16 protein-coding genes are annotated in these 14764 nt (G+C 44.8%); 10 read left to right on the forward strand and 6 right to left on the reverse strand.

Annotated elements, in window-relative coordinates; translation table 11 throughout:
- Positions 1-5 precede the first annotated feature (5 nt).
- From OU814_RS08980 to OU814_RS08990, 3 genes are all read right to left on the reverse strand, one after another.
- Entirely contained in the window at positions 6-614 is a 609-nt protein-coding gene (locus tag OU814_RS08980; RefSeq protein WP_268182045.1) for an antibiotic biosynthesis monooxygenase, read from the reverse strand.
- Positions 601-1056, reverse strand: a complete 456-nt coding sequence (locus OU814_RS08985) for a DMT family transporter (protein ID WP_268182047.1) — start codon at positions 1054-1056, stop codon at positions 601-603. The genes OU814_RS08980 and OU814_RS08985 overlap by 14 nt, the downstream gene beginning before the upstream one ends.
- 100 nt (positions 1057-1156) lie before the next feature.
- Positions 1157-1861 carry an isochorismatase family protein gene (locus tag OU814_RS08990; RefSeq protein ID WP_268182049.1) on the reverse strand — a complete coding sequence of 235 codons (705 nt, stop codon included), beginning with the start codon at positions 1859-1861 and terminating at the stop codon, positions 1157-1159.
- Between the two features lie 316 nt (positions 1862-2177).
- Here OU814_RS08990 and OU814_RS08995 point away from each other — a divergent pair, with 316 nt between their 5' ends.
- The gene (locus tag OU814_RS08995; RefSeq protein ID WP_268182051.1) at positions 2178-3086 is read left to right on the forward strand and encodes a helix-turn-helix domain-containing protein; all 909 of its coding nucleotides are present in this window, start codon (positions 2178-2180) and stop codon (positions 3084-3086) included.
- A gap of 265 nt (positions 3087-3351) precedes the next feature.
- Positions 3352-4218, forward strand: coding sequence for a class D beta-lactamase (gene blaOXA / locus OU814_RS09000; RefSeq protein ID WP_268182053.1), 867 nt, complete (start codon positions 3352-3354; stop codon positions 4216-4218).
- A gap of 169 nt (positions 4219-4387) precedes the next feature.
- Here the strand turns inward: blaOXA and OU814_RS09005 are convergent, their stop codons facing one another.
- A complete protein-coding gene (locus tag OU814_RS09005) occupies positions 4388-5425 on the reverse strand; it encodes a hypothetical protein (protein ID WP_268182055.1) in 1038 nt (345 codons plus the stop codon).
- Positions 5426-5641: 216 nt separating this feature from the next.
- Here OU814_RS09005 and OU814_RS09010 point away from each other — a divergent pair, with 216 nt between their 5' ends.
- The 5 genes from OU814_RS09010 to OU814_RS09030 are packed head-to-tail and all read left to right on the forward strand — an operon-like array spanning position 5642 to position 10437.
- The gene (locus OU814_RS09010; RefSeq protein WP_268182057.1) at positions 5642-6685 is read left to right on the forward strand and encodes a D-alanine--D-alanine ligase family protein; all 1044 of its coding nucleotides are present in this window, start codon (positions 5642-5644) and stop codon (positions 6683-6685) included.
- Between the two features lie 21 nt (positions 6686-6706).
- Positions 6707-8077, forward strand: a complete 1371-nt coding sequence (locus OU814_RS09015) for a serine hydrolase (protein ID WP_268182059.1) — start codon at positions 6707-6709, stop codon at positions 8075-8077.
- Positions 8078-8125: 48 nt separating this feature from the next.
- A complete protein-coding gene (locus OU814_RS09020; protein ID WP_268182061.1) occupies positions 8126-9082 on the forward strand; it encodes a methyltransferase domain-containing protein in 957 nt (318 codons plus the stop codon).
- Positions 9083-9122: 40 nt separating this feature from the next.
- Entirely contained in the window at positions 9123-10019 is an 897-nt protein-coding gene (locus tag OU814_RS09025) for an MBL fold metallo-hydrolase (protein ID WP_268182063.1), read from the forward strand.
- Positions 10012-10437, forward strand: a complete 426-nt coding sequence (locus OU814_RS09030) for a DUF2358 domain-containing protein (RefSeq protein WP_268182065.1) — start codon at positions 10012-10014, stop codon at positions 10435-10437. Before OU814_RS09025 ends, OU814_RS09030 begins: the two co-directional genes overlap by 8 nt.
- On the opposite strand, the gene OU814_RS09035 is transcribed toward OU814_RS09030, so the two are convergent.
- Positions 10432-11478 (reverse strand): glucokinase, encoded by a 1047-nt coding sequence (locus tag OU814_RS09035; protein ID WP_268182067.1) that lies wholly within the window; start codon positions 11476-11478, stop codon positions 10432-10434. The genes OU814_RS09030 and OU814_RS09035 overlap by 6 nt on opposite strands.
- A gap of 106 nt (positions 11479-11584) precedes the next feature.
- On the opposite strand from OU814_RS09035, the gene pdxH reads away from it, so the two are divergent.
- The gene (gene pdxH / locus OU814_RS09040; protein ID WP_326498292.1) at positions 11585-12229 is read left to right on the forward strand and encodes a pyridoxamine 5'-phosphate oxidase; all 645 of its coding nucleotides are present in this window, start codon (positions 11585-11587) and stop codon (positions 12227-12229) included.
- Between the two features lie 238 nt (positions 12230-12467).
- Here pdxH and OU814_RS09045 read toward each other — a convergent pair whose 3' ends face one another.
- Positions 12468-13448: an IS110 family transposase gene (locus tag OU814_RS09045; protein ID WP_268182069.1), complete on the reverse strand. Its 981-nt coding sequence runs from the start codon at positions 13446-13448 to the stop codon at positions 12468-12470.
- A 289-nt stretch (positions 13449-13737) separates the two neighbouring features.
- On the opposite strand from OU814_RS09045, the gene OU814_RS09050 reads away from it, so the two are divergent.
- Positions 13738-14067: a hypothetical protein gene (locus tag OU814_RS09050; RefSeq protein ID WP_268182071.1), complete on the forward strand. Its 330-nt coding sequence runs from the start codon at positions 13738-13740 to the stop codon at positions 14065-14067.
- A 40-nt stretch (positions 14068-14107) separates the two neighbouring features.
- The coding region (locus OU814_RS09055; RefSeq protein ID WP_268182073.1) for a hypothetical protein at positions 14108-14764 on the forward strand (657 nt) is incomplete at its 3' end.

Raw genomic sequence — 14764 nt, forward strand, 5'->3', positions numbered from 1 at the left:
GATCTTTAGGTTGAACCCTTAGCCTTGCCCTCTTTAATCTGCCCTGGATAAAGCCAAGGTCGAAAGAGGCGCGTTAGCTGTGGCATGATGCCCCAAGTCATTAATGGCATCATAATACTGATGCTCACCAAGGTGGCTAACCAGGTCGGCAAACTGCTAGTAATAGGACGCAGTAAGAGCGGTAAGACGGAAATGATCGGATAAAGTCCCACGGCACTAACGATCGCAGTTTTCCATTTTGGCGGCGGTGCAAGGTAGGGCACTTCGGGCAAAGAAAACCAAGCCTCTAAACTGTTGACACGACAAACTTTAGGGGGTTCGGTCAGAGCATCTGCACGAGCAATCCAGCCCTGGCAAATTGGAGAGGTTTCCCATTCCTGGAGATGGTTAGGGGTATCAAATCGCAGGATGAGTTGCCATTCTCCGCGACGAGTTTGAGGATAGAGAACTTCACTACCCAAATAGCCCGGAAAAGTACTGGCCGCTAATATCACCCCTCGCACTGCTGCCTCAAAATCATTTTCAAAGCCGGGTTTGACCCGACGAGCGATCGCGATGACCCCTGCTTGAAGGTGCATATTTTTCTCCTGAAAACTGTCATTACCGTTTGGCATAGGCAACCAAGGAAACTCCCAAAACAACGAATACAGCTCCAATAATGCGGGTTGGGCTAGCGGCGTACTTTGTCAGCCCAATTGCGCCATAATGATCCAGAAACAAGGCGGCAATCATTTGTCCGGCGATCGTCAGTGCTAGAGCCAACGCAGCTCCAATTTTAGGGGTTGCAAAAATCGTAGACCAAACATACAACGTTCCTAAACACCCTCCAATCCACATCCACCAAGAGGTTTGCGCTAGAGCCGTTGCTGTAGGCAAGGAATATCGCGCCAAGACACAAATCCCCAAGGAGGCGAAAGTTCCTGCCAAGTAGGAGATAAAGGTAACTTGCATGGGTTCGCCCACGTACCGTCGCAGTAGGGTATTAATGGCAACCTGAACGGGAAGAACAGACCCTCCCAGAAGTGCAGCTAAAAGGTAAATGGTTCGACTATCCATGCGGCATTGATTGATGAAACGTGAAAGGGTTAATTCGACTAGCTGGCAGTAGCAACCAGATCGCCATTGGCATAGACTGCATCAGTTGTAAGAATATCCGCTACAGTTCACGAGCTTTGGTATAAGCGGCTTCTCTAGCTTGCTCGCTTTGATTATCGACACTTTCTTGCACAAATTTGAGAGCCGTATTAAAACTGTCTTCAAGCGCTCGCATTTGGCCTTGATGCTCTGAATAAATTTTCAACAATCCTGCACCTTCTGGGGTGGCAAAGTCGTGCAACAATTCAGCGCCAAGTGGCGACCAAGTTGTGACGATCGCGCCCATCTGTGTCAAACGAGAAATTGCTGCCAGTTCTGAGCGGGTGTCTAACGCAGCGGAGGCATCTAGCACCACGTAAACATCGTAGCCGTCCGCGATCGCAGGTTCCGCCGTAAAAGTTACACATTGCTCAGTGGTGATGCCAGCCATAATCAATTTTTTGCGTCCCGTGCGTTGCACTGCCTCTCGATATTCAGGTACATCCCAAGCCCCAACTTTTGACCGTGGTACAAACTGCATATCGGGAACGATCTCCTCTAATTCCGACATTTCTGCACCGAGATAGCTGCGTCCCGATCGATCGCCCGTGCCGATAGTAGGCAGATTAAAGAGACGCGCAATTTTTGCTAACGCCATCGCATTGTTTTTGAGCAAGCCAGGATCGATAGAACGACAGGCACTCATTAAGCCATGCATATAGTCAATCGGCAAAAAGACGGAGTTTTGAGGAGTCAAGCGTTCAAGGATTCTTTTGGCTTCCTGCATAAACTGGCCTCATATGTAAGGGATGCGATAGAGGTTACAAAATATTACAGTGGTTTGTCTTGCTCATTATTGGGAATTTTGTGCTGAAATTGCGGAGTATCATAATTTCTGTTACTGTGTAGGAGCAAATATCGTGCTGGCTCTCCCGGATCTGCGGTTGAAACTGTACTTGCCGATACATTTTACTTTTTCTGCATTTGCTGAAAGCCTTGCTGTACCTGGATATCAGCTAGGCTTATCACCTTGAACCCGGAAGAGCCATCGTCATCGATCGCACGGCTCATAGAGTACTCATTGATTGAAATATTTGGCAATCATGACAGGTAACAATCCGCCCCAAGCTCATCACGCTGAGATCGACTACTTGGATTGGGCAGCAGAGCATTTGAAAGGTGAATGGCGCGTGTCAAAAAGTTCCCTTTACACAAGGTATGTTTCCACTGAGCATTTGATCACGCTTCCCAACACCCTTGAGTGTCCGCCTCTGATTGAAAACTTGATTGTCATGTCGCTGACAGAACAATCCAGACAAGTCAATCGCTTTGATGGCGGCGAGTATGACGGGGTAGAAAAACCTGGTGAATTCTGTCTCTTACCTTCAGGTCTATCAGGGACATATTACTGGGAAGCTCCCGCTGAGGCATTAGTGCTGACAATTCACCCCAAAGAGTTGCAGCGAGTTGCAGTTGAAACCGAGTGTCTCAATCCTGATAGAGTAGAACTTCGCAGTGTTTTGTTAGATCGCGATCCACAGATTGAAGCGATTGCCCGCTCCTTCTATTCTGAAATGAAGCAAACAGGCATCGGTGGGCAGCTTTACTCTGAGTCTCTGGCAAATATCTTAAATATCCACTTGCTGCGCCATTACTGCACCCAGCCGATCACCCTACGGAGATATGAAAGCGGGTTAAGTCAGCACAGTTTGCAGCAGGTGCTAGATTATATTCATTCGCATCTCGAGCGGGATTTGAGTCTAGATACGTTGTCAAACTTAGCGAACATGAGCAAGTACCATTTCATCTACTTGTTTAAACAATCGAAGGGAATGACACCCCATCAATATGTCATCCAACAGAGAATTCACAGGGCAAAAGAGATGTTAGGCGATCGAAAACTAGCAATATCTGGAATTGGTCTTGCCTGCGGTTTTGCGAATCAGAGCCATTTTACTCGGTTGTTCCGCAAGCATACGGGTGTGGCACCAAAAGCCTACCGCGATCGGTGATGATGCTTTGTGGCTGTAGCACTTGTGAGAACACAGCCCACCAATCCGTTTGCACACCGACCGTATCAAGATGGTCGATCGAGAAAGAAAGGCTACTAGCGGCGGGTGAAGCGGGTCGTTATACCGCAAAGATATCTGTGAGGCAGTAGTTGAGAATTTGTTTGTGTTCTATAGCTCGATCGTTGACGCGTCTCCAGTTCCGAAATCTGCGAGGCTATCCGCGTCGTTTCAATCTTCTCATCATCGCTCTGCCCTGTGAAAGCTTATGAATCGAATCCTTCGTTTTGCCATAATTGTTTCCATTACATTAGGTTGCATCACCTCCGACCTATTTCAGACAGCGCAATCTAAAGCAACAATACCAGCAGCTGTTGAGCCTCCAGATCCCCTAACCATTGCTCAGAATATTGACTTTTCACGCCACTTTCGAGATTTGGGAGTTGAGGGTTCAATTCTGATTTATGACTTGAGCAGTAATCGTGTTTTTCAACACAATCCAAAAAGGAATGAAACCGCTTTCCCCGCTGCATCAACATTCAAAATTCTCAACTCTCTAATTTCATTGGAAACAAAGGTCGTTACCGATGAAATTGCTGTTCTTACGTGGGATGGAATTCAAAGAGAGCTTCCTGAATGGAATCGAGACTTGAATATGAGAGAAGCATTCAAACTTTCTGCGGTCTGGTTTTACCAAGTTCTAGCCCGTCGAGTAGGATATGAGCGAATGCAACAATGGGTAGCTCAGGTAAAATACGGCAACCAAAACATTGGTGGAAAAGAAGATATTGACAAATTTTGGTTAAATGGATCACTAAAAGTCACACCCCAACAGCAAATTCAATTTCTCCGCAGCCTCTACAATAACGATTTACCATTTTCGGAGAGGACACTCTCTATCGTTAAGGACATTATGATTAATGAAAAAACTCCAGACTACACGATTAGAGGCAAGACCGGATGGTACGGTTTTGGAAGTAAAGTAACACCAAATATTGGATGGTATATCGGTTATTTGGAGAGAGGAAAGAATACTTATTTTTTTGCCACCAACATCGATATTCGTAACGAGAAAGATCCACCCCTTCGTGTGGAGTTAACACGTCGTTGCTTTAAAGATATTGCAGTGCTATGAGTTTGGATATCTATTGCTTAATGCTGCATAATTGGGTCGAGGAGAGCATTTAACTCTCCCCTCCCACACCACCTGCCATGCGGCTCCGCAGCAGGCGGTTCATGAAGACGCACAGACAACCCCTGATCACTTAAGCGTAACCCTGCACTTTCATCCGGATTTGGCGAATTCAACTAGCGTGCTGGGACAATGAATCATGAACTAGAATTTGTGCATTTTTCCAGTCAATATCTGCCCATTTAAGTGCAGCTAATTCACCTGATCGCATACCTACACGAAAACGGAAATCAGCAAAGTTAGCATAGAACGGAATTTTTTCTGTGAAGTAGGCAATAATTCTTTGAATTTCTTCAGTATCAAACGTTTTCTTTTTCAGGCTCTTCTTATTAATCTTGATTTCTAAGCCTCTATAGGGATTCTGGGAATATCCTTTTTTCTCTACCAACCAATTACCAAAAGCAGTAAAGCATGTAGCGAGATTCTTTTTCGCTTTATCTTCTAGCGGTTTTACTCTTCTTAAATCTCTTGCTTCATTTAGATATTTCTTAGCAAGTTCAGCATTATAAGGAAAGTTAGTTTTAAGCATTTCCTCTAAATCGGAAGCCTTAGATGTGTCACACATTGGCAGTGACTTCAAGCGATTAAGGAGAGTTCGATAACTTCCTGATGATGAGTATTGCAGTTCGTCATTTTTAAAGCTTACAAATTCCTCATAAAGCTCTAAGGACGCTCTGAATTGTGTGGCTTCTGCGTATTGCTTTTCTAGCCATTTACGATCGCTTTCCTCAGCCCTAGCACGAACTTCATTCCCTAAATACTTTTGACCGCTTGAATCTACACAGCCATTTACACAGTCTTGTTCAATCTGTGCCGCAAGTTTTTTAGCTTGCTCTGACATGGCAACCCAATCGAGCTTTTGCCCTTCATGGGTCAAATAGACCCTCCACACACCATTTTTGAAGCGAATATCTGGGGTGCATTGGCTCTTAATTTGTTCAGGGGTTAGATATTTCTTCAGAGTGTCGTCAAAGTTGCCCGTTTTGTAATCTTCATAGATTTTTTCTCCTAATTTTGCGGCGCGATCCACATCGTCGGAATTGTTCCACTTGCCAGGAGGAGACAGCGTGTAACGCCTGCCTGAGATTGTCCAGTCAAGAATGATAGCGTTAGAATCTCCGTTTTGTTTGGGTCTAGGTGCTCTTCGCATAAATATCACATAAATTTAAGACTATCGCCTGAAAGTACTATTTTTTCGTCATTTTTGAAGGGTTCAATCCCTTCGCCCCCATTCTTCAATTTTAGAAACTGAATAGAAAGCCGCAGGTTTTACGCACAGAACGATTAGACCTATCGATTTTGTCAGAGGCTCTAGACGGAGTTGCCTATATGATCTAAAGTCCATAGAAATTTGGAAATTCAGATCATGACAAAACTCAAGGTAGGATTGCTGTTCGGTGGGCGTTCTGGAGAACATGAAGTGTCGATCGCATCTGCTCGATCGATTGCCCAAGCCTTGAGTGATCCCGCTAATGTGGAGAAATATGATTTGATGCCGTTCTACATTCAGAAGGACGGGCAGTGGCGATCTCCGGATATTGCGCGATCGGTGCTGGAGTCTGGGGCGCTGGAGTGTGACGATCAGGCGACGAATCTCTGGAAGTTTCCTATTGAAACAGAACAGGTCGATGTTTGGTTCCCGATTTTGCACGGGCCAAATGGAGAAGATGGCACAATTCAAGGCTTATTGACGCTGATGCAAAAGCCGTTCGTCGGATCAGGGGTGATGGGATCTGCGGTTGGCATGGATAAGATCGCTATGAAAATGGCGTTCGCTGAGGTGGGACTGCCGCAGGTGAGATATTTGGCAGTGAGTCGAGCAGAGGTATATTCCAATCCTTGCGTCTTTCCTAAATTGTGCGATCGCATTGAATCGGAACTGGGCTATCCCTGTTTTGTCAAACCTGCGAATTTAGGGTCGTCGGTAGGCATCTCGAAAGTCCGGACGCGGGCGGAATTGGAAGCGGCTTTGGATAGTGCCGCGAGTTACGATCGACGAATCATCGTCGAAGCAGGCGTAGTTGCGCGAGAAGTGGAAGTGGCAGTACTCGGCAATGATCAAGCCAAAGCTTCTGTTGTGGGTGAGATTACGTTTGATAGTGATTTTTACGATTACGAAACAAAATACACAGCGGGTAAATCTTCGCATACAATTCCAGCGAATCTGCCCGATGAAGTCGTGAGTTTGATTCAGGAACGCGCTTTGCAGGCGTTTCATGCGATCGATTGTGCAGGACTCAGCCGGGTCGATTTCTTTTATGTCGAATCGACTGGAGAGGTCTTGATTAATGAAATCAATACTCTGCCTGGATTTACTGCAACCAGCATGTACCCAATGATGTGGGCTGCATCGGGAATTCCTTATCCAGAGCTAGTCGATCGCTTGATTCAGCTTGCATTGGAGCAATAAATACGCTGGAGGTGTGAATCCATGAAACGAAAATTTTTGGTCGTCATTCTTGTCCTTTTCGCTTGCATTGGAGGAACGATGTCCCACGCTGGAGCCACACCTTCAAATCAGCAAATTCTAGCCATTCTCAAACAACGAGTTGAACAGGAAAAACAAATGCCTGGAATCGTTGTTGGAATCATCGATCGCAAAGGTCGCCGTCTGATTCAGTACAGCCTTGCCGATTCAAAAGTAGACGGCGATACTCTCTTTGAGATTGGTTCGATTAGTAAGGTCTTTACAGCGATCGCGCTGACCCAGATGGCAGAGCGGGGAGAGCTAAAACTTGATGATCCGATTTCTAAGTTTCTCCCAGTCAAAACGCCAACTCGAAACGGTAAAACAATTTCGTTGTTGAATCTAGCAACGCATACGTCTGGTTTACCACGCTTACCGGATAATCTCGCTCCCAAAGATGAGAGCAATCCCTATGCAGATTACACTGTCGAGCAACTTTATACTTTTCTCCGAAACTATCAACTCACGCGAGATATCGGCACACAGTACGAGTACTCGAATCTAGGAGCAGGTTTACTCGGTCATATCTTGAGTTTGAAAGCAGGCGTGAACTATGAATCGCTGATCAAAACTCGGATTACTCAACCCTTGAAGATGAATGATACGACGATTCAACTGTCTCCAAAACAGCAAGCTCGTTTTACGAAAGGACATAATACCTTTGGTAAACCTGTTTCTTATTGGGATTTGCCAACCTTAGCAGGAGCGGGAGGATTGCGATCGACGACGAATGATCTTTTAAATTTCTTAGCTGTAAACCTACAATTACAACCCTCGGCGCTGAATGCCACTCTGCAAAAAACACATGTTCTTCAACATTCGACACCAACGCCAGAGATGCAAATCGCGATCGGGTGGCATGTTCTCAACCACAAAGGAACAGAAATCATCATGCATGATGGGGGGACAGGTGGATTTCGCAGCTTTATTGGCTTTGTGAAGAACAAAGGAATCGGTGTAGTCGTCCTCTCGAACTCTGAAAATGATATCAATGACATTGGATTGCATCTTTTAGATGAGCGCATTCCTTTAGCAAAGCGTGAAGCGCCAAAGCAACGAAAAGCGATCGCAATTAATCCCAAACTATTAGATGCTTATGTGGGTCGCTATCAATTGGCTCCGGATTTTGTGCTTGCGATTACGAAAGAGCAAAATCGCCTGTTTCTACAAGCAACAAAGCAACCCAAGGTTGAACTGTTTGCAGAAACAGAAACGCAGTTCTTCATTACAGAACTGGATGTTCAAGTTACGTTTGTTCGCAACCCACAAGGCAGTGTGAATCAACTGATTTTGCGCCAAAATGGGCAGAATCTTCCGGCGAAAAGACTAAATTAACAAGGATTGCGGTAGATTATTGCAGGTCAATCACCGGAAAACTTCGCTATGAATCGTGAAATGCAAGTCAAATTCTCCAAAGTTCTTCGGTACTTGCGCTATTACCCCCAAGATTTGTGGCGAGTTTTGCAATTTTGGGTTGTTCATCTTTTGAAAAAGCGAGATGAGAGCAACCACACCTATGTAAAGCATCTCTATCAGTATTTTTTGAAAAAGCGCGATCGCCAATCTGATATCGATTTCTACACAGCACAACTCGATCAAGGTAAAGTCTCGCGCTTAGGTCTGCTATTTTCTTTTTTGATGATTCCTGCGAGTTGGGAACAAAAGTTCTTTCACACCCAGGGGAACTATGCTCATCATCAAGCCCGACTCACACTGATTCAAACTGCGCTCCCTGCGGCTGAGAGAATTCTGGATCTGGGAGGAGCAGGTCTTGAGCCACAGGGAAGCTTACTGACAATGGGTTATCCGCATTGTCCTAAGCAAATTGATATTGTTGACTTACCGATCGAGCAACGGTTTTTTCAATCAGATACCCCTCTGATTCAGCAACATACAACCGAGCAAGGCACTCAGATTTACTATCACTACATCTCGATGACTGACCTCTCGACGTTTGCGGATCAAACGTTTGATTTAGTGTGGTCGGGACAGAGCATTGAGCATATTACGCAAGCAGAAGCAGATCGGGTGATTCAAGAAGTGTATCGAGTCCTCAAACCAGGCGGATACTTTTGTTTGGATACTCCAAATCGTCAGCTAACTATCTTGCAAGTTCGGCAAGGCTTTATTCATCCAGAACATAAGTTTGAGTATACGCCGAGTGAGTTAGCTGCAAAATTAAGTGATCGAGGATTTCATGTCATTGAGCAAAAAGCAGTTTCTCCGATGCCGATGAGCTACGAAACTGGTCGATTTAGCCGATTAGAGTTGATTCATGCAATTGGCTTGGGAGATTTGCCAGAGTTAGGATACTCGTTCTATCTCAGCAGCCGAAAATAGAATTCGCTATGATCGAAGATACTCTTTGAAAGGGTCAACTATGGCTCATTTAACAAATCGGCGATCGCAAAACGCTGCAGGCGATTTTTACGTTGATAGTTCGTGTATTGATTGTGATACTTGTCGCTGGATGTCACCGGAGATTTTTTCGCGTGAAGGCAGTCAATCGATCGTGTTTCATCAACCATTGAATGAAACGGAACGGCTCCACGCCATGCAAGCTTTACTCGCTTGTCCGACAGGTTCAATTGGAACGGTTGAGAAACCGACAGATATTAAATTTGCACAAGAAAGCTTCCCAATTTTAGTCGCTGAAAACGTCTATCATTGCGGCTATCATGCGGAGAATTCTTTCGGGGCTGCTAGCTATTTGATTCAGCGTCCTGAAGGGAATGTTTTAGTCGATTCTCCAAGGTTTTCGCCACCGCTAGTCAAGCGCATTGAAGCAATGGGTGGAGTGAAATATCTGTATTTGACGCATCGAGATGATGTAGCGGATCATCAGAAGTTTCGAGATCATTTTCAGTGCGATCGCATTCTTCACCGTGATGAAATCAATCCCGGTACTGAAAGTGTAGAAATTCAACTCACTGGAACAAACCCCTTTCAGCTTGATTCTGAACTGCTGATCATTCCCGTTCCAGGACATACTAAGGGACATACTGTTTTGCTGTACAAGAATCAGTTCTTGTTCTCTGGCGATCATTTAGCTTGGTCAGCAAAACTCAATCATTTGGTTGGTTTTCGAGATGTTTGTTGGTACTCTTGGGATGAGTTAAAGCGATCGATGCAAAAGCTCAGTGACTATGACTTTGAATGGGTACTGCCGGGACACGGTAGACGCTATCACGCCGATGTAGAAACCATGCACCAAGCGATGCAAACATGCTTGAATTGGATGGGATTGAATCAAGACACGGGGGACTGGGATGATTGAACAAGAGCGGATTGACGAGATGATTCAGACATTGAAACAAGACTTACCCACCTTGTTTGAGAAAGATATTACCTATGACATTTACAGTTCTGATATCTTTTTCAAAGATCCCGTCAATACGTTCAAATGGAAGTTTAATTACCGAATTATCTTCTGGACATTACGCTTTCACGGAAAGCTATTTTTTACAGAACTCTTCTTCGATCTACACAAGGTTTATCCAAAAGATGAATCAACGATTCTAGCAGAATGGACAGTTCGAGGAACTTTGAGAGTTCCCTGGAAAGCGCAATTGTTCTTTAATGGCACATCAACTTACAGTGTGAATTCTGAAGGGCTGATCAACAATCATTTAGATACTTGGGATCGCCCTCCAGGTGAAATTCTCAAACAGTTTTTTCAGCGAGGTGAATCATAACCTTGATGCACAAAGGGCTGCCCCAATCAAGCCTACCTGTGGATTGAGCACGATTTGAATCGGAACTTGTTCCATCAGCGATCGCATTCTTCCTTTCAGTTGGAACGATCGCACAAAGCTTCCTTCTTCCATCAAGGGCAACACTTTCGCAGCAATTCCACCTGCAATGTATAAGCCACCATAAGGAAGCAATTTCAAAGCCTGGTTGCCTGCCTCTGCACCATAGGCATCAATGAACATTTGCATGGTTTTTTCAGACAGATGATCGCGCTGTTCTAATGCGGCTTGAGAAATGGCAGCAGCCGGATCAACGGTTTTTTCTCGTCCGATTTCCGAATTCCAAGTATGCATAATCTCTGCAATCTCTGGAGATTCTTTAGCAAAATCGCGATCGCGCAAAAATTGATAAATGGCAATGATGCCTTGTCCCGAAACAATTCGTTCGACCGAGATGCGTTCAATATTTAACTTATCCAGTAAGTAGCGCGACATCTGAAATTCTAATTCCGTCCGAGGCGCAAAATCAGCATGTCCACCTTCAGATTCAAACACTTGATAAGCCGTGCCATCATGCACTAAATAGCCCTGTCCTAAGCCCGTTCCTGCCCCAATCACAGCAATCGGAGCGTTTTCCTTCGGCTGACCTTGCTGTAAGACATGCAGATCTGTCGGCTCTAAGGCGAGAATCCCATAACCGATCGCGGCAAAGTCATTAATCAGGGAAATTTTCGGAATCGAGAGTTGTTCAGATAAGCGATCGCCTTCTAACATCCAGCCAACATTCGTGACTTTACTGGTATTGTTCACAACTGGACCAGCAATTCCAAAACAAGCCTTTTCTGGCGCAAATGATTGTCCGGTTGACTGCTGTGCTTCTTGCAAGAATTTTTCCACCATCGGCACGAGATCAGGAAAGTCACGACTGACATAGCGTTGCTCAAACAAGCTATTTTTTGCGGTTTCCGTTTGATCTACTTGAGCTTCCACCAGTCGCAAAATTGTTTTCGTTCCACCAATATCGCCAGCTAATAACAGCGCCATTTTTACATTACTCTCCGATCGCAACCTTTTTAAGTTATGCCAGATCGATCGCTTTTTGTGATCTCCCAGGCGAATAGAATAGAAAATGGCGCATAAAAAATAAACGATGATGTCTTCGATTGCGGATCTCAGAAAGGATTACACCAGAGAAACCTTGAACGAAACGGATGTTGATCCGAATCCTTTTCAACAATTTCAACACTGGTTTGATCAAGCGGTGAAGGCAGAGTTGCCAGAACCGAATGCAATGACTTTGGCAACTGCCAGCAAAGATGGCATTCCTGCGGCTCGGATTGTGTTGTTGAAAGCCGTTGACGATCGAGGTTTTACTTTTTTCACGAACTACAACAGCAACAAAGGAAAAGAGTTAGAAGCGAATCCTCAAGCAGCTTTGGTGTTTTTGTGGACAGAGCTAGAACGCCAGGTGCGAATTGTCGGCAGCGTTGAAAAAGTGTCTGCTGAAGAATCGGATGGCTATTTTTTCAGTCGTCCGCACAACAGTCGTTTGGGAGCTTGGGCATCGGAGCAGAGCGAAATTATCCCGAATCGGGATGTTTTGGAGCAGAAATTAGCGGCGTTGAAAGTGGAATATGAAAGCCAGGAAGTACCGCGTCCGCCGCATTGGGGCGGATTTCGAGTGATTCCACGCGAGATTGAATTTTGGCAAGGCAGACCGAGTCGATTGCACGATCGCTTACTCTACCGTCGTCAAGAGAGAGAAGATTGGATTATTGAGCGTATGTCGCCCTAATTGACATTAGGGCACCTTTTGATCTTGTGTAGCTATTTGAGGTGCAATACATTCTTAAACCATCTTGAGGATTTCTCTTATCCATACGAAAATAAGTTACAACAGAAGCTAATCATACTGACCCTCGGTATTAGATATGGAAGCAGTTTATATTGCTCTCGCGATCGTATTTTGCGTGATTGTAGTCGTGTACATTTTGCGAGATCGGATTTCTTCAGGAAAGATACTGTGTTGAAAGTCAAGCGTCCGCTGCTCTGAAATTTGGGTTGAACGGTTGACCAGATTTCAGCACACCATAGACTAAATGCAGCAATTTTCGCATTGCGGCTCCAATCACCTGCTTTTTTGCTTTACCTTTTTCCAGCAAGCGTTCGCACAAAGGTGTAATCAGTGGATTGCAGCGTCGAGCCGCCATCGCAGGCATGTAGAGTGCTTTGCGTAAGCGTCGATTACCGACACGCGAAAGCCCTGGCTTGCCCCGAACGGAAGACCCACTGGAGCGCTCTCGTGGGGTCAATCCCGCATACGCTGCCAGTTGACGGGGCGACTCAAAGATACTCCAGTGCATAATTTCCGAGAGGATTGCAGCAGCGGTTTGTTCCCCAATCCCTGGAATTGAGACCAGCAGGTCGCGTTGCTGTTTTAATCCAGGATGTTGGTCAAAGTGGTCTTTGATCTGTTGCTTGATCTTTTCAATGTCTTGTTGTAGATAGTCAATATGTGACTGAATCGATTGGCGTAACGTTGCTGTTGTTGTTTCTAATCGATTCTGTTCTTGTACAATCATCTGTTGTAACGCTTCAAGTCGTCGCAATAACATCTGTAACTGCTTGACTTCAGGAGCGGGAGGCTGCCACGGCTCAGGACGCAATGCCATCAAAAATCTCAAGATGAGTTGAGCATCAGCTTTATCAGTTTTGGATCGCGATAGTTCGCTGACTGCAAACCCCTTGATTCGCGCAGGATTGACGATACTCACGGTGTGTCCCTGCTCGACTAAAAATTCAGCTACAGGTTCACCATAAGTACTGGTTGCCTCCAAACACACATGAACCTGTTCAACCCCTTGCTGCTGTAACCAGCGTTGCAATTGTTCAAAGCCTCCTAAATTGTTCGGAAATACTTTGATTTTTGGCTTGTTCTGACGCTTCTCCTCAGCTTGCAGAGCCACGTGAAACTTCACTTTGCTGATATCGATACCTAAACACGCTTGGGGCATTTTAAATTGGCACTCCTCATACAGACGATGATTGCCACAGGTTCTCGGTTATCCTTGTGAATGCAGGTTCTCGTTCGATGAACGGACCTCTGATACTGTCCAACCTCTTTAGAACACAGGGCAGACAATCCAGGATCTTATCTTTCCTACAGACTCTTGATGTCTCAGCTATCAGCAGATTCACCGGATTGCTTGAACTGTTTCCAGTCTATTCCCAACATACAAGATATCCAGTGGCACAGATGGGTTCAGTGGAGAATTCACTGCTGATTCTAAAGTGCAGAAAAACTTGCGGAAATCTATTCAGATTAAGAGAAATAGAGCCACTAACAAAAGTACGATTCGGGCACTTGGTGAAGATATCACTGTTACCCGTAATAATGTTGATAACAGCAAAATTGATGCTCGTGGAACAGGTATTGATATTGATGACAATGATGCTGTTGGACAAAGCGTGATTGAGGCAAGTTCTACTTCTGATGGTTCTATTCAACGTGATGAACTAGTGATTATCGATGCAGAAATCGAGTCTTCTTCACAACACGCCCTGCCGCAAGGAGAAGTACAAGCAATCGACTTAGAACAGTTGCCAGAAAAGGAAACGCTCGACCGTGACTAAATTCAATTCAAAACGGGCAATTGCGAATCGGACGAAAGAAATGGCTTTATTCCGCAGCATTATATACGGAGAGAATGAAACTCGAATCTTATTAATTCGAGCAGATTCTGGATTTGGTAAGACAAAACTAATCGATAAATTTTGGCGGTTCTGCCAAGAGAACGAAGCTGTAACACCTATAAAGATAGACTTTAAGTATTTGTTGACTGATCCGCTCAACTTCTTTGATGAAGTTTTAGATATATTGGGCGAAGAAAATTTTCCACGCTACAACTTAGAAATATCAAAATTGGAGAGTCCTCAAGGTATTGAGATCAGTGGTAACCAAACTGTAGGAAGATTGGATATCCAAGCAATTCAGATGTCTTTAGGGCAAGAAAGATCTACACGAGAGCGTCGCTTGAAACCCTGCCACACAGCTTTCTTTGATGACTTGCGCCATTTAGGAAAACGATTGAAACATAGACTCGTGTTTCTGCTTGATACCTTTGAAAAAGCTGAGAATTTCAGTGCATGGGTAGAAAAGAACCTGTTAAAAGAAATTAAAAACACTGAAAGTTGGTGTGCAGTAATTGCAGGTCAGAATGTTCCTTCAGACGACCACATTGTGTGGGGTAAGTGTGCCGATCTGATTGAGCTTGGGGCAATTGATGATGAGAATGATTGGCTAGAATTTTCTATTCAGGCAGGTTATAAC

This window comes from Leptolyngbya sp. GGD (assembly GCF_026735145.1).
Classification (GTDB): Bacteria; Cyanobacteriota; Cyanobacteriia; order Leptolyngbyales; family Leptolyngbyaceae; genus Leptolyngbya; species Leptolyngbya boryana.